Genomic DNA, 17,836 nt, shown 5'->3' with positions numbered 1-17,836 from the left:
AATCCAGGTCAGGCTGGTGTCGGTTTGCCGAGCCGCCCCGTTCTGGTGGTCGGGCCGCAATCCCGCATATCTTTTCGATGCCAAGCTAATTCATGCCGCCGCCGAGCGCAGCCCGTTGTCGAAAGTATCTGCACGTGGAAAATGGCACGCTCGGCACATGCGTATGTGCGCGGCAGCGTCGCCAAATTCTACGATCGGGTCGATGCTTCGCCGGGCGCCCGGCGCGTAACGGCGTGGCCAGCGATCTCGATTGTCGGCGAGGCGGTCAAAGCGGGGCGCTATCTCGCCTTCGTCGTCGGCAAGGCGCATGCCCGGCAGATGGACGACGCCGTGCCGCAGGGCTGGCTGGCGATGCTGGAGACGATCGGCGCAGGTCGATGGCCGCGACCGACGGCCCGGCTGTGGGACAGCGTCGTCTCGCTCGCTGGTCCGCGCGAGGCGGGTATTTCGCAGGGTACGATTACCGTCGCTGCGGCATAGCAACCCTCGTCGTCGCTACGGCGCCCAGGATCATCAGCGCCCCGCCGAGATACAGGATGTTGCGCGGCTCGCCGCCAAGCACCGAATGGTAGAAGAGCGGCACCGTCAGGCTCTCGATGATCATCGGGATGACGATGAACATGTTGAAGATCCCCATATACACGCCGTTGCGCTCGGGCGGAATCATGTCGATCAGCATGATGTACGGGTTGCCCATCATGCTCGCCCAGCCGATGCCGATCCCCAGCATCGCCACGAACAGCCCCGCCTCGTCGCGGATACCGGGGATTGCCAGCATCGCCACGCCCGACGCGAGCAGGCAGGCGGCATGCGCGCTCTTGGCGCCCCAGCGCCGCGCGAGCGGGACCAGCGCGATCGCCGCGACGAACGCGACGGCGTTGTAGACCGCGCCGAGCTGGCCGACGGTCAGCACGGTATCGCGGAACGCGACGCTCTTGGCGTCCGACGTGCCGTGCAGCGACCGCGCAACCGCAAATGTGATGAACTGCCAATAGGCGAACATCGCATACCATTGGCACAGCATCGCCAGCGCCAGCTGCCGCATCGGCCTGGGCATCTCGACCAGCGCGGTCCGCAGGTCGCGCAGCGTGCCGCCGAGCGTCAGCGGTTCCTTCGCCAGCCGCGCCTTCTCCTCCTCGGGCAAGGGCAGTTCGGGCACGCGCAGCACCGACCAGAGGATCGTCGCCAACGACAGCACCGCACCGATCAGGAACGCGATCCGGGTGATGTCGGGAATGCCGTTGCCGTCGACCGCGTCCTTGTTGAACCCGATCCAGACGAGCAGCGACGGCGCAAGATAGGACAAGGTCTGCGCGAGCCCGGTGAACGCCGATTGCGTCAGGAAGCCCGCGGCGCGCTGGTCGTCGGGCAGGCGATCGCCGACATAGGCGCGGTACGGCTCCATCGTCACGTTGTTGGCGGCATCGAGCACCCACAACAGGCTGGCCGCCACCCACAAGGTCGGGCTGTACGGCATCGCGAGCAGGCACAGGCTGCACAGCACTGCGCCGATCAGGAAATAGGGTGTGCGCCGGCCGATCCGGGTAGAGGTCCGGTCGCTCATCGCGCCGATCAGCGGCTGGATCAGCAGCCCGGTCATCGGCCCGGCGAGCCATAGCAACGGCAGGCTCGCCTCGTCCGCGCCGAGATAGCCATAGATCGGCGCCATGTTGGCCTGCTGCAGCCCGAACGAAAATTGCAGACCGAGGAAGCCGAGGTTCATCTCGATCAGCCGCATCAGCGACAGCCGTGGCTTGGTCAGGAGGCCGAGGTTCGTCATCGTCATGCCTTCTCTACCAATCCGATACGATACCCTTGCCGTTCCGCCGCGGAGGCGGGGGTCCAGGAGTCTCGAACGCCGGCTCGCGGGACTCTGTTCTCCAGCCTACGCGGGAGAACAGATAGGGTCGCGTGTATCACCCGGCCGGGCCAGCCCATATTACACCCCAAGGCTCGATCGTCAGCGTGTCGCCGCAAGCTCTGCCCGAGACCCGATCCCGCCATCCGACGAGCCCATCGACCGCCACCGAAGCATTGGAGAAGTTCAGGAAGACGCGGTCGCTGCCACAGCCGATCCCGAGCAGGGCAGGGGAGTCCGTCGCGATCGCCACAGGCGATCCGGCTCCGCCGCTGGCGATCCGTGCGGCGCGCAACGTGGCCAGATCGCCACTGATCCGTCGCGCGGCCGGGCCGTCGAGCGCCGCCCAGTCCATGTCGGGCCGGTGCAGCCAGCGGCCTTCATGTGCTCGCTCGGGATCGTCCAGATAACGGGTGTCGTTCAGCAGCCCGGCTTCGTCGCCCATATAGGTCGTCGCCAGACCACCACTCGCGATCGACAGCGCATTGAGCAGCGCGATCCGGCGAAACGCCATCTCCCGCGCATCGTCGTCCGCTGCCGCTTCGAGCCCGGCCAGTGACGCCATCGTCCCGTTCGAGCCATGCAGCACCGATCCGTCGGACTGAAACGGCGCGCCGCGCGCCCAGCTGCCGTCGCCGCCTTCTAGGAACCGCGCCGCCGTCTTGAGCCGTGCGACCGGATCCGGATCGATCCCGGCGAGATCGCCGATCACCGCGCCCCAGCCGATATCGTCGTGGCAGCGCGCATAGCTCAGCCAGTTGGCGCCGCGCGGCAACCCGCCGCTCGCCCCGACGATCGCATGCGGCAGCGTGGCGGACTGTTCGGCGAGCGCGACCCAGCCTGCGACCATCAGCGAATTATTGTAGACGAGATGGCATTCGGGTTCGAACCCGCCATCCCAGTCCGCGCCCTCGTCCGCGCCGAAATAGGGCGGGACCAGCGCGGTCGGCACGATCGCTTCCGCCTTGAGCAGCGTCGCCGGCGCGACGATATCGAGCGCGGCACGCAGCGCCCGGACGATGAAATGCGCCTCTGGCCGGTTGCGGCAATCGGTACCCAGCTGTTTCCACAGGAAGGCGATCGAATCGAGCCGGAACGCCTCGAACCCGTGGTTTGCCAGCCGCAGCATCGTATCGACGATCGCGAGCATGACCTCGGGGTTCGACCAGTTCAGATCCCATTGGAACGGGTAGAAGGTCGTCCAGACCTGTCCGCCCATCGCCGGGACCGCAGTGAAATTGCCCGGCGCGGTCGTCGGGAACACCTCGGGGAGGGCGGCCTCATAGGCCTGCGCCTCGTCGTCGCCGAGTACGTGGTAGAAGGCGCGATAGTGCGGATCGCCCGCCTGCGCGGCCTTCGCCCAGGGGTGATCGTCCGCGGTGTGATTGAGCGCGAGATCGACGCACAGGCTGATCCGCCCGGCGCGCAGCCGTGCCGCGAGCCGCTCGACATCGGCCATCGTCCCGAGCCGCGGCTCGATCGCCAGATAGTCGGCGACCGCGAAGCCGCCGTCGCTGTCACCCGCGCGCGCCTTGAGCAGCGCGAGCAGGTGCAGATACCGGACGCCGAGCGATTCCAGATGGTCGACCCGCTCGGTCAGCCCGTCGACCGTCCCCGCAAACCGGTCGACATAGGTCGAATAGCCCAGCATGTCGGGCGCGACGAACCAGTCGGGATCGGCCAGCCGCGCGGTGTCGAGCGCGGCCAGTGCGTCCGGGCGTTCGGCCGCCCGGTCGCGCAGGATCTGTTCCATCCGCGGCCAGAGCGCCGCCAGCCGGTCCGCCCCGTACAGCCGTTCGAGCTGGCGTTTCAGGCGGGCGGCCAACGCCTCCAGGCGGCGCTCGGTCGAGGATGGCGTCATGGTCACCGGTCCGATCAGAAGCCGACGCGGACCGCGGCGGAGATCGTCCGGCCGGTGATCGAGCGTGCGCGGACGATGCCGTTGCTCGGGATGTTGCCCTCTTCGGCCTCGGTGATCCCCTTCACGTCGAACAGGTTGTTGCCGTTGACCGACAGCGTGACGTTGTCCGCCGGGCGCACCGACACGAACGCGTTGACCTGCGTATAGCCGGGCATCTTGAGACCGTTATTATCCTGCGCGAAGCTGTCGGTCGTACCGATCACGTTCGCGCCGACGGTCAGCCGGCCTACATCGACCTGCGGGGTCGCCTGGAAGATGAACTTGGCCTGGCGACGCGGGCGGTTGCCCTCGACCGCAGGGTTGAGCACATCCTTGGTGATCTCGGCATCGGTATAGGTGCCGCCCGCCGACAGCGAGAACGGCCCGCGTGCGATCCGACCCTCGAGCTCGACGCCCTTGGCTTCATATTCGCGGTTGAAGAAACGCTGCGTCGTCGCCTCGAAATTCTGCTCCTCGGTACGCGCCCAGAATCCCGTGGCGTAGAGCGAGAGGCCGTTCTGACGATATTTGAACCCGCCTTCGAGCTGGCGGACGAAATCGACTGCGGCGCCCTGGTCGGTCAGGCCGCCGGTCCGCGTGTTGATCGACGGGCCGAACAACAGGCGATCGGCATTGGCGCGGCCGCCGCGGCTGTAGCGCGCGAACACCGCGGTGGTGTCGGTCAGGCGATAGTTCGCGCCGCCCGAATAGGACAGATAGTCGTAATTATAGTTCAGCGGCGACCGAACGTTCGGGATCACCGCGACCTGGCGCTCGGGGGCCGAGATCACGCCGTCGCCGTTGATGTCGAACGTCGTGATGCCGTTGCCGAAGCCAGCGCCCAGATCCGCACCTGCAACGCTGCCGCGTGCGCGACCGAAGTCATAGCGCAGCGAACCGTCGATGTTGAACCGGCCGATTTCCAGCCCGAGCTGCGCGAACGGCGCGTAGGTCGTGTAGTCGAGATCGTACGACCGGCGGCAGCAATTGCCGAAGAAGCTCGCCGAATAGCCCGGTACGCCGTTCTGCGTGACCGGCACGCCGGCAGCGGTGCGGACATTGACCAGCTCGGATCGGCCATTGTCGGCGACGGTCTGAACGAACGAGGTCCACAGCCAGTCGCTCTTGATGTCCTGACGCGAGGCATAGAAGCCGCCGGTGATCGACAGCGATCCGGTACCCACCGGCACCGAGCCGTTGAGGCGGATGTCGTTGGTGATGTTGTTCAGGCTCTTCAGGTCGACATCGAACAGCACGACGTTGGCAAGCAGGCCGTTGCCGTTGAGCGACGCGGGGTTGGCGATCCGCTGGCCCGCCTGCGATCCGCTTGCGTAGAAGAGCTGCGCCCCTGCGCCGCCGATGCCGTTGGCGATCGACTGCGCCGACCCGACGGCGGCGGGGAAGGGCGAGGTGAAGCCGCCCGAAATGTCTGAATAGCGGAACCGCTCGACCACGTTCCAGCCGTCCGCAACCGGGATCTGCGTCTCCAACCCGGCCGAATAGACCACCGGATGCTGGCCGTCGGCGATCGAGCGCGTGACGAGCTTGTTGTCGCCGTCGAGCGTCTGCACGGTGCGGATGTTGCCGCTGTGCAGCGTGCCGTTGTTGATCGAGAAATTAGTGATGTTACGATAGGTCGGGTCGCTGTCGGAGCCGGTGACCTGCACCGGGTTCGGCAGATAGCCGATCGCGCGGTCGTCGAGATACTTGCCGTACAGCCGGACATAGCCGCCGTCGCCGAACGACTTGGTGATGTTCGCCTTGAACTGGCCGCCCTTCACGCCGTCATACCCGACCTGCCGCTGGCCGTCGCCGATCCGGTAGAAGCCGCCGAAGTGATAGGTCAACGAGTCGGACAGCTTGCCGCCCTGGTCGAAATCGACGCGGAATTCGCGGTAGTCGAGCCCGCTCGACAGCTGGAACGCGCCGCCTTCCTGCTCGCCAGTCTTCGACAGGAAGTTGATGACGCCTCCCGGCGAGTTCGAGGCGAAGGTCGAGGCCGATCCGCCGCGCACCGACTCGACCGTTCGCACGTTGAAATCGGCGCGCAGGAAGATGTCGGCGTTACCGAAGGTGATGTCGCCGAATTCGAGGATCGGCAGGCCGTCCTCCTGCAGCTGCAGGAACTTCGAGCCGCCCGACGCGACCGGCAGGCCGCGCACCGAGATGTTCGCGTTGCCATCGCCGCCTGACGCCTCGACACGGATGCCGGGCAGGTTGCGCAGCAGCTCGCCCGAGGTGCGCGGTGCGAGCTGGATCAGCGCATCCGACGTGATCGAGCTGGTCGTGATCGAGGTGTTCAACCGGTTCGTGCCGCGCGCGACCGCGGTGACGACGATGTCGTCCTGCGGGACGTCAGCGGCCGGGGCAGCGGGTGCGGCGGTGGGGTCAGCCTGCGGTGCGATCTGCGCAGCTCCGGCGGTGGCGAACGACGCGGCGGCGATGCCGGCCAGCAATGCGTGACGAACTTTCATGCGATCCTCCCTGCGACGGCTTTCTGAGAAGCCCAAGGCCGCCTCCTACCTCTATCACAATCGATTGCAACCGATTCTTGCAATCGATTGCAAGAATCAGGCGGATTGTCGCTGGATCAAGGTCGGTGGCACGATGGCGGACTCGGCCGGCGCCCCGGCGATACGCTTGAGCAACCGGTCGACCATCAGTTCGGTCCCGATTTCAAGGTCCTGGCGGATCGTCGTCAGCGATGGCGAGGTATGTGCCGCCAGCGTGACGTCATCATAGCCGATCACCGCCGTCGTCCCGGGAATGTCGATCCCAGCCTCGGTCAGCGCGCGCAGCACGCTCATCGCAGCGACATCGGACGCAGCGAAGATTGCATCGGGGATCGCATCGTGGATCGCGCCGGTGGCGAGCCGCGCGGTGATCGCGGCATGCACTACTTCGGGCGTCATCGGCGTCGCGAGCACTTCGCACGGCAGGCCCGCTTCTTCGGCCGCCGCCGCGAACCCGCCCAGCCGGTCCGCGAACTCGGGCGGGGCAGGGTCGCCGACGAACAGCAGCCGTTTGCGTCCCTGCGCGATCAGATGTTCCGCCGCCATCCGGCCGCCCGCAAAATTGTCGGATCCGATCGTCAGGTGATGTTGCCCTTCCCGTTTCGCGCCCCACACCACGAGAGGACGATAGCGTTGCGCGACGCGCTCGATCGCCGCGAACTGATCCGACTGGCCGACGAGCAGCAGCCCATCGATCCGCCCGCTGTCGACCAGTCGCTCGAGCCAGTCGTCGGCATCGGGGATCACGCGCGACAACAAGATATCGTAGCCGCGCTCGACCAGCAGGTCGGCAAGGAATCCGAGGAGCGACAGGAAAAACGGATCGGTCAGATGCTGCGTCTTGGCGTGACCGAGCGGCAGGACGAGGCCAATCGCGCCCGTGCTCTTCATCCGCAGGTTGCGCGCGAGTTGGTTGGGGCGCACGTCGTGCTCGCGGGCCAGCGCCCTGATCCGCGCCTGCGTCCGCGCATTGACCGAGCTGTGCCCCGCCAGCGCGCGCGACACGGTCGCGGTCGAAACTCCGGCGAGTACGGCCAGATCGGCGAGTTTCATGGAGATAGCACGTCCTCGTTATCACGCGATGTTGATCTCGATCGTACAAGCCGCGCCGGCATGCCGCAATCAGCGCGCGGCGGGCATGCCGCGGGTGTGACATTGGCGGCCGATGGCGGGCGTTCGACCGTTGCGATGGTACGGGCCGTAGCCTAGATGTCTGGCACTTAGCGATATTCGAGGCGGCCTTGACTGATACGACCGATCGCGCCGTCGAAAGCGCACCCAAATTGACTGCGGATGCCGAGCGGATCGCAGCCGAGGTGCTGGGCCAGGACGTCGGCACCGATCCGTTCGTTGCCGCGGTACGCGCGACGCGGATGCCGATGATCATTACCAACCCGCGGCTTCCCGACAATCCGGTGGTTTTCGCCAACAACGCGTTCTGCCGGCTCAGCGGCTACACCCGTGAGGAGATTCTCGGCCGTAACTGCCGTTTCCTGCAGGGACCGGAGACCGACCCGGCCACGGTCGCCAAGATTCGCGAGGCGGTGCGTCGCGTCGAATCGATCGAGATCGACATCCTGAACCAGCGTAAGGACGGCGACACGTTCTGGAACCGGCTGCTGATGGCGCCGGTGTACGATACCGAAGGCATGCTGGCCTATTTCTTCGCCAGCCAGGTCGACGTGACGATCGAGCGCGAGCGGTTGACCGGACTCGAGGCGAGCAACGCCTCGCTGATGGCGGAATTAACCGACCGGCTGCGATTGCAGAAGGAGCAGGAACGCGAGTTGGCGTTCACGCTGAAGGCTGCGCGGTTCGGTACCTGGACGCTCGACATCACCGGGTGCCAGCTGATCTCGTCGGAGACCTGCAAGGAGATATTCGGACGCCCGCTCGACCAGCCGTTCACCTATGACGACCGGCTGGCCGCGATCCATCCCGACGATCGTGACAAAAGTGCGGCGGAAGTCGCCCGCTGCATCGCCGATAGCACCGATTACGACGTGGTCTATCGCATCCGCCGGCCCGACGACGAGGTTCGCTGGATCGCGTCGCGTGGCCAGCCCTTCTTCGACGCCGACGGCAATCCATTACGCATCGCCGGTGTCTCGACCGACATCACGGTGCAGCGCCGCAGCGAAATCCTCAGCGCCGCGCTGGTCGAACTGAGCGACGTGTTCCGCGATACCGAGCAGCCCGACGACATCGCGTTCGCCGCGGCGCGGATCATCGGTGAAACGCTCGAAGGCAGTCGCGCAGGCTTTGGCGAGATCGATCCCGCCAGCGAGACGGTCACGATCGTCCGCGAATGGAGCGCGCCGGGCGTGATGCCCTTGGAGGGTAGCTTCGCGCTCCGCGATTACGGGTCGTATATCGACGACCTGATCCGTGGCGAAGAGGTCTGCGTCGAGGATGCGCGCGCCGATCCCCGGACCGTGGAGGCCGCGCAGGCGCTCGAGGCGCTGGATGCGCGTGCGATCATCAACATGCCCGTGATGGAGAATGGCCGGCTCGTCTCGATGTTGTATTTGGGGCACGGCGGCGCGCGGCAGTGGCGTCCGGACGAGGTCGTGTTCATCCGTGAGGTTGCCGAGCGCACGCGAATTGCGACCGAGCGCCGCCGCAGCGAACACGCGTTGAGCGCACTCGCCGCCTCGCTCGAACAGCAGGTTGCGGCACGGACCAGCGAGCTTCAGACTGCCGAGGATGCGCTGCGCCAGTCGCAGAAGATGGAGGCGGTCGGCCAGCTGACAGGCGGGGTCGCGCATGATTTCAACAATCTGCTGACGGTGATCCGATCGGCGACCGATCTGCTCAAGCGCCCCGATCTCAGCCCCGAGCGACGCGAGCGGTATATCGATGCGATCTCCGATACCGCCGACCGCGCCGCGAAGCTGACGGGGCAATTGCTGGCGTTCGCGCGCCGCCAGGCGTTGCAGCCCGAAGTCATCGACGTCGGCCAGAGCCTGCGGGTGATCGCCGACATGCTCGGCACGCTGACCGGATCGCGGATCGTCATCGGCATCGACCTGCCAGAAGCGTCGTGTTTCACCAATGTCGATCCGAGCCAGCTCGATACCGCGCTGGTGAACATGGCGGTCAATGCGCGTGACGCGATGCAGGGCGCCGGACGAATCGATATCGCGGTGCGGTCGACCGATCGGATCCCCGCGGTCCGTTCGCATCCGGCGGTCGCAGGCCGTTACGTCGCGATCGCGATGCGTGACACCGGTTCGGGAATCGAGCCCGACAAGCTCGAACGTATCTTCGAACCATTCTTCACCACCAAGGATGTCGGACAAGGCACCGGCTTGGGGCTCAGCCAGGTGTTCGGCTTCGCCAAACAGTCCGGCGGCGACATCACCGTCGAAAGCGACGTCGGCCACGGCACGGTGTTCACGCTGTACCTCCCGCAGGTCGAGCAGGGCGAGCAAGTAACAATCGACCCCTTCGGTGAGGGCGTCACGGACGGTCATGGCACCTGCGTGCTGGTGGTCGAGGACAATGCCGAAGTCGGCACTTTTACCACCCAGTCGCTTGCCGAACTCGGCTATAAGACGGTCTGGACCGCCGATGCGCAGGAAGCGCTTGCCGAGCTCGCCGCCGATGCGACTCGGTTCGACATCGTCTTCTCGGACGTGGTGATGCCGGGGATGAACGGGATCGAGCTCGGTAAGGTGATCCGCGATCGGTACCCGACCTTACCGGTGGTGCTGACCTCGGGATACAGTAACGTGTTGGCGCAGGATGGCACGCATGGCTTCGAGCTCCTCCACAAGCCCTATTCGGTCGAGCAACTGTCGCGTGTCCTCAGTAAGGCGACGATCTGAGATCAGACGGAATGCCGCATCACGGTGCCGGCGCGATCGGCGTCGCGCGCGTGATACGCGGCGGCCGGAAATCGAGCGCTTGGTGATCGACGCTAGGGTGCATGACCTTCGACGGACGTCCGTCTGCGCGCATCCGGCGATCAGCCTCGTCCCAGGATGGCAGTATCCGATCGGGCTGGTCCCAGTGGACGATACTTGCCTCGTCGCACCAGTGAAGCAGTTTGGGCATTGACTGGAGATGGGAGCCATGCGTGACGTAGTGCCGCATCGCCGTCTGGTCGCGCCATAGCATCATCGTCCAGAACGTCAGCCGTCGATCGGGGAGCAACGATCCCGTGACGAAGCCGTCGGCGCGTCTGACCTGTCCGTTGGTTCCCAGCAATTGCACGATAAACACCGGCATGAAGCGCAGCGATCGGATCCTCAGCCGCGTGACACTGATGAACATCATCGACCTCCATCGCTCGCCGCGCCCATAGCGCGGCGAGGCGTTAAATCTAGCCGATGTCCGATGCTCAAGATAGGGCGCATGGTTGTTTCAGCACTATGGGGTAGTGCATGAATACGTGGGATAAAATGCCCTCTAGGCGGGTTATGTCATTGTAAATATCTCGAATCTTCCGAACGAGGCACCGTGTAGTAGCCATCGACGCAAAGGGGTTTTGTGGTCTATTCAGCTACTGTGGGTCGTATAGCTATCCTAGGCGTGGCGACCGGCATGCTGTCGTTACGGGCCTGCGCTAACTCCTCCGCAAAGATCGCGACCTTGCTCGGAGGCTATGCCTTCCAGCCCGCGCAGTCGCAGTGCGTCGGTGATCGGCTTGAAGCCAATCTGTCGCTAGGCGAGCTCCAGCAGTTGGGTCGCGCCGCAAAGGCTTGGCGTCAGGGCGATACGAGCCCAATTTGGCTGACCATAAGCGATTTCATCCGCGTATCGGGGCAGGTCAAGGATCCGAAGGTGCTCTTCGAAGTCGGCAAGGCTGCAGTTGCCCCCGCGATCCTTACCGCGCCCGCGTCACCGCTCTAGACGTCGGCCGATGACCGCTTTTCGAAGTCCTTGTCGTGCCGGATCGTCGATAACCGGCTCGTTTGGGGATCGTAACGACGCCGGCAACGTTACCCACACGCTCCATCTTTATCTTCGATCGGCGCATCTTAAATCGACGTGGTCAAAGTTTTCTACCCTTGATCAACATAGGAGACCCTACATGAACACCGACACCCTCGCAGGCGCAGCAACCGACTTTGGCGGCAAGGCCAAGGAAGCTCTTGGTACCGCGACCGGCGACACCACGCTTAAGAGCGAAGGCACCGCGGATCAGTTGAGTGGCACCGTTCAGAAAACCGTCGGTCAGGCCAAGGATGTCGTCGAAGAGAACATCCGTCCGCTGGTCGACTATGTCCGCCAGTTCTCGAAGGAGCGTCCGTTCACCGCCGCAGCGGTGGCCGGTGTCCTCGGCATCGCATTGATCAACACGCTTCGCGGCAAGTAAGGCGCACGGCCGGCGGGAGCCCATCAGCTTCCGCCGGTTCGCCCGGTCTGAGGAGACCGCATATGCATAGCGACTATACCGATTTCGACCGAACACCCCACGAACAACGTCCTGACGAAGAATGGGACGGCGTGTGGAATACCGAAGACCGCAACCGCGACACGCTACGCAAGATCGAGCTTGGTTTGGCTGCGATCGCGGTCGCGACCGCCTTGGTGCTGATGCGAGCCGGATGGGTGCGGATGTCTTCGCCTTTCAAGCGGGTTATACCCTCGGCCGCGGACATCCATGTGCGGATGCCGCCACCGCGCTGAATTCGAGAAACTATCTGGCTGGCTGAGCCAGTTCTGGATAGCGGTCTAGGATCGCGCTCGTCACGCCATTCGTCCAGCCGAAGCCGTCCTGCACCGGATATTCGCCGCCGCCACCAGGCGTGCGCTGTTCGACGTTATATTTCTCGAGCATCCTGCCGGTCTCGGCATAGGCAGCCCCTACCGTCCCGAGCCAACGGCGCGCGATGTCCTTGGCCAGCGCGGCCTCGCCATTCGCGGCCAGCCCCGCGATCGCCACCCATTGCAGCGGCGCCCAGCCATTGGGCTCGTCCCATTGAAGGCCGTTTCGTAGCGTCGTGGTCCGCAATCCACCCTCGGCAAGCAGCGATGTGCGCACCGTCTTTGCCACCGAACGCGCTTGCACGGGCGACGCGAGCCCGACAAATAATGGTTCGAGCATCGCCGCGTTGATGCTGGCCGTTGAGCTGTGCATCGACAGGTCCCAATCGGCGTAGCGCGTGGTCGTCGCCTGCCAGAGATATCGGTCGATCGCGGTCTTGCGTTTGCCTGCCAAGGTCGCGAATTCGGTGGCACATGGCGTATCGCCTGCATTACGGCAGCGCTCGGCGATCCTGCGCTCCATGGACCACAACAGGCTGTTGAGATCGACCGGCACGATGTCCGTCGTGTGGATCGTCGCCAGCGCTTTCGGATCGCGCAGCCAGCGCGAACTGAAGTCCCATCCGCTCTCCGCTCCGGCGCGCAGATCACGGTAGGTCTCGGCCACGGGGCGCGGCGCAGCCTTGGCTGCGGTCGCGACATCCTCGGCGTAGGATTCGTCGCGCGGCGTATCCCGGTCGTCATAATAGCGATTGAGTACGCTGCCATCGGGCATTCGCACGACGCGCGCGCATGCCGGCTTGCCGGTAAGGCACGTCGTACCATTCATCCAAAACGCATGCTCGGCGCGCAACGCCGCCAATCGCCGTTTGGCTACTACGGGATCAGAATTGATCGAGAGATCGAGCATCAGCGCAAAATAGGGCGGCTGCGACCGGCTAAGATAATAGGTCCGCGTGCCGTTCGGAATGTGGCCGTACCGCTCGATCAGGCTCGTGAAGTTGTCTAGCATCGATTCCACTAGTAGCTGCTGCCCATCGACCTTGAGGCCAAGCATCGTAAAATAGCTGTCCCAGTAATATATCTCGCGGAACCGCCCGCCCGGCACGACATAGGGGGCGGGCAACGCGAGAGCGGAGCTTTCTGCGACCGGCGCTACGGGTTGGCGCGTCAATTGCGGCCATAGTGTCCGGACATGTGTCCTGAGGTCGTCTGTGCCGCGATCATTCTCGCCTGGCACCACGAAATTGGCGAGCACGAATCCCCTCAGCGCCGCGTTTTCGGGCTTGGTCTGCACATAGTCCGCCACGATCGCGGCAGCCGCACGCTTTGGCACTGCGTCGACGAAGGTCTTGCCGTCAGCGAACACGTGGCTTTGCTGGACGGTGCGGAACAACGGGCCAAAGACGTCGGCAGGAGACTGCACCGATGGCCGATCCAGAGACGGAGTCGAAGTACGAGCAGTCGTCGGGGTTCGGGAGGGGGGCGTCTGTCCCGTTGAGGCCGCGGCGATCAACGTCAGCACGGCGAAACGGCAAAGGCTTTTCATCACGTCGCTAATATTCCGGTAATGCGGTCGATCCGGTCAATATGACGCGATCGGTCCCGTGAGCAAAGTCTCGCCGGCTCTAGCTGACGCATAAACAATGCACGGGCAACGGTGCGCGAAGCCGCGCGGAGCAAGACTCTGGCCTGATGCGAAACCGATGCAGGCGCGGGGTGGTGCCGGTCGACCAATGGCTTGAAGGCCCCGCAAGACAGTACGCTGGCGTGTTCGGTGCCGGGTAGAATGATCGTCCTTACTGCGGAGGGAGAGCCGCCAGGGGTGATGTCGACCGGCGTACCGATCGCCAACTGCGCGTTCGGCGAAGGGGGCGGCGTGCTGTACCTCGCCGCGGACGACCGCATCCTGCGCGTACGGTCACACCGCGGCTGGTGGGGATGAACGAGCGCAACACCGCTCAGAACATCCCGCTCGTCGCGCCCCTCTGGCGGGAGAGGATAGTAAAGCTTTCCTACCGCCGCACAGCGTGGTCGCCGGTGATACCGAACCAGTGCGGGACGCCTGCCGGGATCAGCATGATATCGCCGGGCCGCAGCGCGCGCGTCGTGCCGCCAACGATGCGGTCGCCTTCGGTCTGGTTAGCCTTTATCGGTTTCGCGGCAACGAGCGAGTCGTCCGATATCAGCTTATGGCGCTGGCGATAACTACCGCATATTCGGCCCGATCCGAGTGCGCCGGAGGGTCACCGACCGTTTCGCCATCGCGGACCAGCGGCTGCCACGCAAAGCCCTGGCCAGGTTTTATCGCCTTCGCTATCCCCGCCACCTAAGCGGCAACGTCGACAGACGACGCCAACCCGTTCGAATCGGGGGGCTGTGCCGGTGCGGCCGCGGATCCAAAGGCGATGGCGAGCAAACGCGCAATCATGCTCGGCCGTCGAGGCGGATCGTGCGGGCCTCACGCGCGGAGCGATAAATCGCCTCGACGATCCGCATGTCTCGCAGGCCCTCTTCGCCGGAGACGATCGGTTGGCGCCCAGCGAGGATGCAGTCGGCGAGGTGATCGAGCTGCCCCGCAAATTGCGTCTTGCCAGGGCCGGGCGGCGGTGTGACCACACGTTCACGGCCGTCCCTGCCGAGCCACATCTGGTTGCCGTCGTAACGCGTTGCCGGCTCCAGTTCGACCCGCCCGCTGTCGCCCATCAGCAGGATGCGGTTCTGGTTGGCGCTATACATTGCCTGGCACCCGGCGATCGCACCCGAGGGAAATTCCAGCGTCCAGTCGATCATGTCTTCGACCTCAGTGAAGCGCGGATCGCTGCGGTCGGTGGATTCGCGCGCGGTCACAGCGACCGGTTCCTCGCCGGTCATGTAGCGCGCCGCCTGAAGACTGTAGATGCCCATGTCCATCAGCGAGCCGCCGCCCGACAAGGCTTTCTTCAAGCGCCATTTCGCTGGGTCACGCTGGACGAAGCCGTGCTCGGACCGGACATAACGAATCTTGCCTGCCGCACCGGTCCGCGCGAGCCGCATTGCCTCAAGATTATAGGCCTCGAAATGGCAGCGATAGCCGATCATCAGCTGGCGGTTCGCAGCCTTGCACGCGGCGATCATCGCCTCGCATTCCGCGACCGAGACCGCCATCGGTTTTTCGCACATCACGTGCTTGCCCGCTTTCGCCGCACGGATCGTGTATTCGGCGTGGAGCGCATTTGGTAGGCAGACATAGACGATGTCGACGTCGGGATTGTCGCGGATCGAATCGAACGTGGCATAGGAATAGAGTGCGCTGACGGGCAATCCCTGCTCGTCCGCAACGCGTTTCGCCTTGGCAGGATCGCCACTGACGACCGCGGCCAGTCGGCTGTGCGTGCAATTGGCAAACTGGGGTATGATGACGTCGAGACCGTACGCGCCGAGCCCGACGATCGCATAGCCAAGCCGCCGGTCTGAACGTGCCGCGCCGCAAGCAACCGAGTTCAGCGCCAGCGCGGCAGCGGACAGGATGATGTCGCGTCGTGCAAAATCCATGGTGGGCGCCCCAGCGTAAGGAAGAAGGGATCGGACCTGTCATAACCGCGCGCATGCCGATCCGGTAGGACCGACCCAATGTGTCGTACAATGCCGGGCTCACGTCGAGCCCTGTATTGGTTTCCGGCGATGGTCCGGCGATGCTCCGGGATCGTGGTCGAACTGATTGGCAATCGCGACGAACATCCTTACCCGCTTGGCGACGTTCAGCGCGCCGCCGACGTCGAAGTCGCGTGCGCGCTTAATCCGGTCATAGTCGATCGTCGCCTTGCTGCTGGCCGATACTGAACAAGCGCCAGCCGAGCAGACGACATCTTGGCGGCTCATACCGCCGTGGCTCAACCAGCGCTGCTCCAGCGTGGGGCTGAACTGCTCGTTGTCGTAGCTTTCCGTGGCGCGCCATTTTGTTTCGGGAGTGGCGCTCGAATTGGCTCCGGCGGCACCCACCGCGCGTGAACCGGGAGCGTGCCGTCGGCTCCGAGCGGTTTTCGCCGCTCATAACTGCCCTCTATGTCGAAGCCGTTGGTCTTAATCGATGCAAGGCTGAACGACTGTACGCTGATGAAGTTCGGCCGCGGTGCGTGCGGTTAAAAGCGCCGCAGTGTCGGTGTTGTCCTGCGAGCAGAGATTGACGATCGGCGCCGCGGACGGGCTTGAGACGACGTTCTTCGGGGTGAACGTGTGATCGCCGAACGACAGGCTCAACCCCGGCAGCCGGTTCAGTTGGGAGAACACGATGCCCGCCTCGATACTGTGTTCGCCTCGATACTCTGCGCGATCTCGGAGCGCAGTGCCGAATTGCCGCTCGTGTTCTGGATGATCAGCACCTGTGCGTTACGGAACGGATCGTTGAAAAAAAATTGGGGACGGTTTTCGTGGTCGGCGCCGCGAACAACTCTGACAGGCTCTGCGCCTGGACGCCCCGCGACGTCACTGTTCAAAATTGGAACCTATCGTGCGGCGTTTCCTGTGCCCCGCCGACTTGACAGGCAGAGACGACGCCCGAGGTCTAATAGCCGTGGCGCGCCCTGCGGCGTTAACGTTCGCGCGATCCAGCGTCCTCGCATCGAGGATCGGAAGGTTCCGCGCGAGAAAACTGTTGAGGACGGTGTATCTGCCCGTCTCATTCTTGTAACGGGGCTATCCTGGGTTTGTCTGGTATGCTGATACGGTCCTGCCGTGGGCGTGGCATAAGCGAAGCGGCATCGGACAGTCGAGTGCTGCCGAAAATGTGAATCGGCTGGCACGGGCGGCGCGCGCGGCCGCATTGGCGTAGATGATCTTGCCATTGGTCCGCGTCGCGTTAATTGCCTTCGTGTAGCGGCCCGTGAGGCTGACATTGTCGGCGTTGATGTCGGTGATGTTGAAGCCGTGTTCATACTATGCGTCGCCGGCCGTTGCTCCGGACCGGTCACGCCGGCGGTTCGACCAATTCTACCGCATGAACGGAGATCGCGGCATACACGACAAAGGTTGCAATGGCCTGGCTAGAATGACCACGACGAAGGTCGTAATGGCCAATCCGGTCGCGCCGCCCGATAGCGTCGTGACGTGGGCAGTGCAACGTGGGCAGTGCGACGGGGCAGTGGGACGAGGGCGAATGGTGCAGGCAGAGCGAGAGAGGTCCGGACATCGCCGCGGTCTCGTCGTGATGGGAGTCAGCGGCAGCGGCAAGTCGACGCTCGCGGCCTGTCTGGCAGAGCGGCTCGGCTGCCCGTTCCTCGAAGGCGATTCCTTTCATTCGGCCACCAGCGTCACCAAGATGCGATCGGGCCATCCGCTCGAGGATGGCGATCGCTGGCCGTGGCTCGACCGGCTCGGTGCCGCGATCGGTGATGCTGCGTCGGGCGCAGGGCACGGCGGCATCGCCGTGGCCGCCTGCTCCGCGCTCAAGCGGGTCTATCGCGAGCGATTGTCGGCCGCCTCTGCTGTGCCATTGGCGTTCGTGTTGCTCGAGACGATGCCCGCGGAGATCGCGCGCAGGCTCGCGACGCGGGAAGGCCATTATATGCCGGCTAGCCTGCTCGACAGCCAGCTCGCGACGCTGGAACGCCCCGGTCCCGACGAGCATGCGCTGACGCTGGACGCAGGTCGGACACCGGATGCGCTGGCGGCCGATGTGGTGGCCTGGCTCGGGATTGCACCGCCAGCCTAGGTTTCAGAGGGGGGCAAGTCTCTTCCGCCACGTGCCGGTGGCAGGCACCCGTTTCAGGGAGATGGGCGGTAGAGCCGACATCGGTTTCATATCCGCTCCTCCATTACCTACGGTCCCACCTTCCCCCGGCGAGGTGGGATTGCCGTTCCGTCCCGATACGC

At 64.6% G+C, this 17,836-nt stretch carries 17 protein-coding genes; 7 read left to right on the top strand and 10 right to left on the bottom strand.

All coding sequences use genetic code 11. The annotated features are described in order from the left end of the window. Positions 1-141 precede the first annotated feature (141 nt). Positions 142-480, top strand: coding sequence for a hypothetical protein (locus ASF00_RS11445; protein WP_055878663.1), 339 nt, complete (start codon positions 142-144; stop codon positions 478-480). Here the strand turns inward: ASF00_RS11445 and ASF00_RS11440 are convergent. From ASF00_RS11440 to ASF00_RS11425, 4 genes are all read right to left on the bottom strand, one after another. Then, entirely contained in the window at positions 461-1,786 is a 1,326-nt protein-coding gene (locus ASF00_RS11440; protein WP_235525760.1) for an MFS transporter, read from the bottom strand. The genes ASF00_RS11445 and ASF00_RS11440 overlap by 20 nt on opposite strands. A 130-nt stretch (positions 1,787-1,916) precedes the next feature. After that, on the bottom strand, positions 1,917-3,719 hold the full coding sequence (locus ASF00_RS11435; protein ID WP_055878659.1) for an alpha-amylase family glycosyl hydrolase: 1,803 nt from the start codon (positions 3,717-3,719) through the stop codon (positions 1,917-1,919). 14 nt (positions 3,720-3,733) lie between these two features. Further along, positions 3,734-6,232 carry a TonB-dependent receptor domain-containing protein gene (locus tag ASF00_RS11430; RefSeq protein ID WP_055878657.1) on the bottom strand — a complete coding sequence of 833 codons (2,499 nt, stop codon included), beginning with the start codon at positions 6,230-6,232 and terminating at the stop codon, positions 3,734-3,736. A gap of 96 nt (positions 6,233-6,328) precedes the next feature. Continuing rightward, positions 6,329-7,324: a LacI family DNA-binding transcriptional regulator gene (locus tag ASF00_RS11425; RefSeq protein WP_055878654.1), complete on the bottom strand. Its 996-nt coding sequence runs from the start codon at positions 7,322-7,324 to the stop codon at positions 6,329-6,331. A gap of 188 nt (positions 7,325-7,512) precedes the next feature. Between ASF00_RS11425 and ASF00_RS11420 the strand changes: the two genes are divergently transcribed. Continuing rightward, positions 7,513-10,101, top strand: a complete 2,589-nt coding sequence (locus ASF00_RS11420; protein WP_055878652.1) for a PAS domain-containing protein — start codon at positions 7,513-7,515, stop codon at positions 10,099-10,101. A gap of 19 nt (positions 10,102-10,120) precedes the next feature. Here the strand turns inward: ASF00_RS11420 and ASF00_RS11415 are convergent, their stop codons facing one another. Further along, positions 10,121-10,552, bottom strand: coding sequence for a DUF3291 domain-containing protein (locus ASF00_RS11415; protein ID WP_055878648.1), 432 nt, complete (start codon positions 10,550-10,552; stop codon positions 10,121-10,123). Positions 10,553-10,819: 267 nt separating this feature from the next. Between ASF00_RS11415 and ASF00_RS11410 the strand changes: the two genes are divergently transcribed. The 3 genes from ASF00_RS11410 (at position 10,820) to ASF00_RS11400 (ending at position 11,908) form a co-directional block, all read left to right on the top strand. Continuing rightward, the gene (locus ASF00_RS11410; protein ID WP_156348307.1) at positions 10,820-11,128 is read left to right on the top strand and encodes a hypothetical protein; all 309 of its coding nucleotides are present in this window, start codon (positions 10,820-10,822) and stop codon (positions 11,126-11,128) included. Positions 11,129-11,309: 181 nt separating this feature from the next. Beyond that, complete coding sequence (locus ASF00_RS11405; RefSeq protein WP_055878643.1) at positions 11,310-11,594, top strand: CsbD family protein; 285 nt, start codon at positions 11,310-11,312, stop codon at positions 11,592-11,594. A gap of 62 nt (positions 11,595-11,656) precedes the next feature. After that, entirely contained in the window at positions 11,657-11,908 is a 252-nt protein-coding gene (locus ASF00_RS11400; protein ID WP_055878641.1) for a hypothetical protein, read from the top strand. Between the two features lie 10 nt (positions 11,909-11,918). Here the strand turns inward: ASF00_RS11400 and treF are convergent, their stop codons facing one another. Beyond that, positions 11,919-13,535, bottom strand: a complete 1,617-nt coding sequence (gene treF / locus ASF00_RS11395) for an alpha,alpha-trehalase TreF (RefSeq protein ID WP_082463382.1) — start codon at positions 13,533-13,535, stop codon at positions 11,919-11,921. Between the two features lie 240 nt (positions 13,536-13,775). On the opposite strand from treF, the gene ASF00_RS18530 reads away from it, so the two are divergent. Then, positions 13,776-13,931 carry a hypothetical protein gene (locus tag ASF00_RS18530; protein ID WP_156348306.1) on the top strand — a complete coding sequence of 52 codons (156 nt, stop codon included), beginning with the start codon at positions 13,776-13,778 and terminating at the stop codon, positions 13,929-13,931. Between the two features lie 70 nt (positions 13,932-14,001). Here the strand turns inward: ASF00_RS18530 and ASF00_RS19035 are convergent, their stop codons facing one another. The 4 genes from ASF00_RS19035 to ASF00_RS18525 all read right to left on the bottom strand — a co-directional run bounded on the left by ASF00_RS19035 (position 14,002) and on the right by ASF00_RS18525 (position 16,255). Further along, the gene (locus ASF00_RS19035) at positions 14,002-14,067 is read right to left on the bottom strand and encodes a hypothetical protein (protein ID WP_235525779.1); all 66 of its coding nucleotides are present in this window, start codon (positions 14,065-14,067) and stop codon (positions 14,002-14,004) included. Positions 14,068-14,413: 346 nt separating this feature from the next. After that, positions 14,414-15,520, bottom strand: a complete 1,107-nt coding sequence (locus ASF00_RS11390) for a Gfo/Idh/MocA family protein (protein WP_055878640.1) — start codon at positions 15,518-15,520, stop codon at positions 14,414-14,416. Between the two features lie 99 nt (positions 15,521-15,619). Continuing rightward, positions 15,620-15,967, bottom strand: coding sequence for a hypothetical protein (locus tag ASF00_RS11385; RefSeq protein WP_055878637.1), 348 nt, complete (start codon positions 15,965-15,967; stop codon positions 15,620-15,622). A gap of 81 nt (positions 15,968-16,048) precedes the next feature. Next, positions 16,049-16,255 (bottom strand): hypothetical protein, encoded by a 207-nt coding sequence (locus tag ASF00_RS18525; RefSeq protein ID WP_156348305.1) that lies wholly within the window; start codon positions 16,253-16,255, stop codon positions 16,049-16,051. A gap of 757 nt (positions 16,256-17,012) precedes the next feature. Between ASF00_RS18525 and ASF00_RS11380 the strand changes: the two genes are divergently transcribed. After that, positions 17,013-17,675 (top strand): gluconokinase, encoded by a 663-nt coding sequence (locus ASF00_RS11380; protein WP_443024403.1) that lies wholly within the window; start codon positions 17,013-17,015, stop codon positions 17,673-17,675. Positions 17,676-17,836: the final 161 nt, after the last annotated feature.

The sequence above is a fragment of the Sphingomonas sp. Leaf34 genome (assembly GCF_001421805.1).
Lineage (GTDB): Bacteria > Pseudomonadota > Alphaproteobacteria > Sphingomonadales > Sphingomonadaceae > Sphingomonas.
Note: the sequence above shows the minus strand (reverse complement) of the source record. Positions and strands in the feature narration are given on the sequence as shown.

What these genes read in the sequence shown, in the direction of transcription:
- ASF00_RS11400 (WP_055878641.1), top strand. Translation starts at nt 11,657, where the DNA reads ATGCATAGCGACTATACCGATTTCGACCGAACACCCCACGAACAACGT.
- ASF00_RS11390 (WP_055878640.1), bottom strand. Translation starts at nt 15,520, where the DNA reads ATGGATTTTGCACGACGCGACATCATCCTGTCCGCTGCCGCGCTGGCG.
- ASF00_RS11405 (WP_055878643.1), top strand. Translation starts at nt 11,310, where the DNA reads ATGAACACCGACACCCTCGCAGGCGCAGCAACCGACTTTGGCGGCAAG.
- ASF00_RS11410 (WP_156348307.1), top strand. Translation starts at nt 10,820, where the DNA reads ATGCTGTCGTTACGGGCCTGCGCTAACTCCTCCGCAAAGATCGCGACC.
- ASF00_RS11425 (WP_055878654.1), bottom strand. Translation starts at nt 7,324, where the DNA reads ATGAAACTCGCCGATCTGGCCGTACTCGCCGGAGTTTCGACCGCGACC.
- ASF00_RS18530 (WP_156348306.1), top strand. Translation starts at nt 13,776, where the DNA reads ATGATCGTCCTTACTGCGGAGGGAGAGCCGCCAGGGGTGATGTCGACC.
- ASF00_RS11380 (WP_443024403.1), top strand. Translation starts at nt 17,013, where the DNA reads ATGACCACGACGAAGGTCGTAATGGCCAATCCGGTCGCGCCGCCCGAT.
- ASF00_RS11445 (WP_055878663.1), top strand. Translation starts at nt 142, where the DNA reads ATGGCACGCTCGGCACATGCGTATGTGCGCGGCAGCGTCGCCAAATTC.
- ASF00_RS11435 (WP_055878659.1), bottom strand. Translation starts at nt 3,719, where the DNA reads ATGACGCCATCCTCGACCGAGCGCCGCCTGGAGGCGTTGGCCGCCCGC.
- ASF00_RS11430 (WP_055878657.1), bottom strand. Translation starts at nt 6,232, where the DNA reads ATGAAAGTTCGTCACGCATTGCTGGCCGGCATCGCCGCCGCGTCGTTC.
- treF (WP_082463382.1), bottom strand. Translation starts at nt 13,535, where the DNA reads ATGAAAAGCCTTTGCCGTTTCGCCGTGCTGACGTTGATCGCCGCGGCC.
- ASF00_RS11440 (WP_235525760.1), bottom strand. Translation starts at nt 1,786, where the DNA reads ATGACGATGACGAACCTCGGCCTCCTGACCAAGCCACGGCTGTCGCTG.
- ASF00_RS11415 (WP_055878648.1), bottom strand. Translation starts at nt 10,552, where the DNA reads ATGATGTTCATCAGTGTCACGCGGCTGAGGATCCGATCGCTGCGCTTC.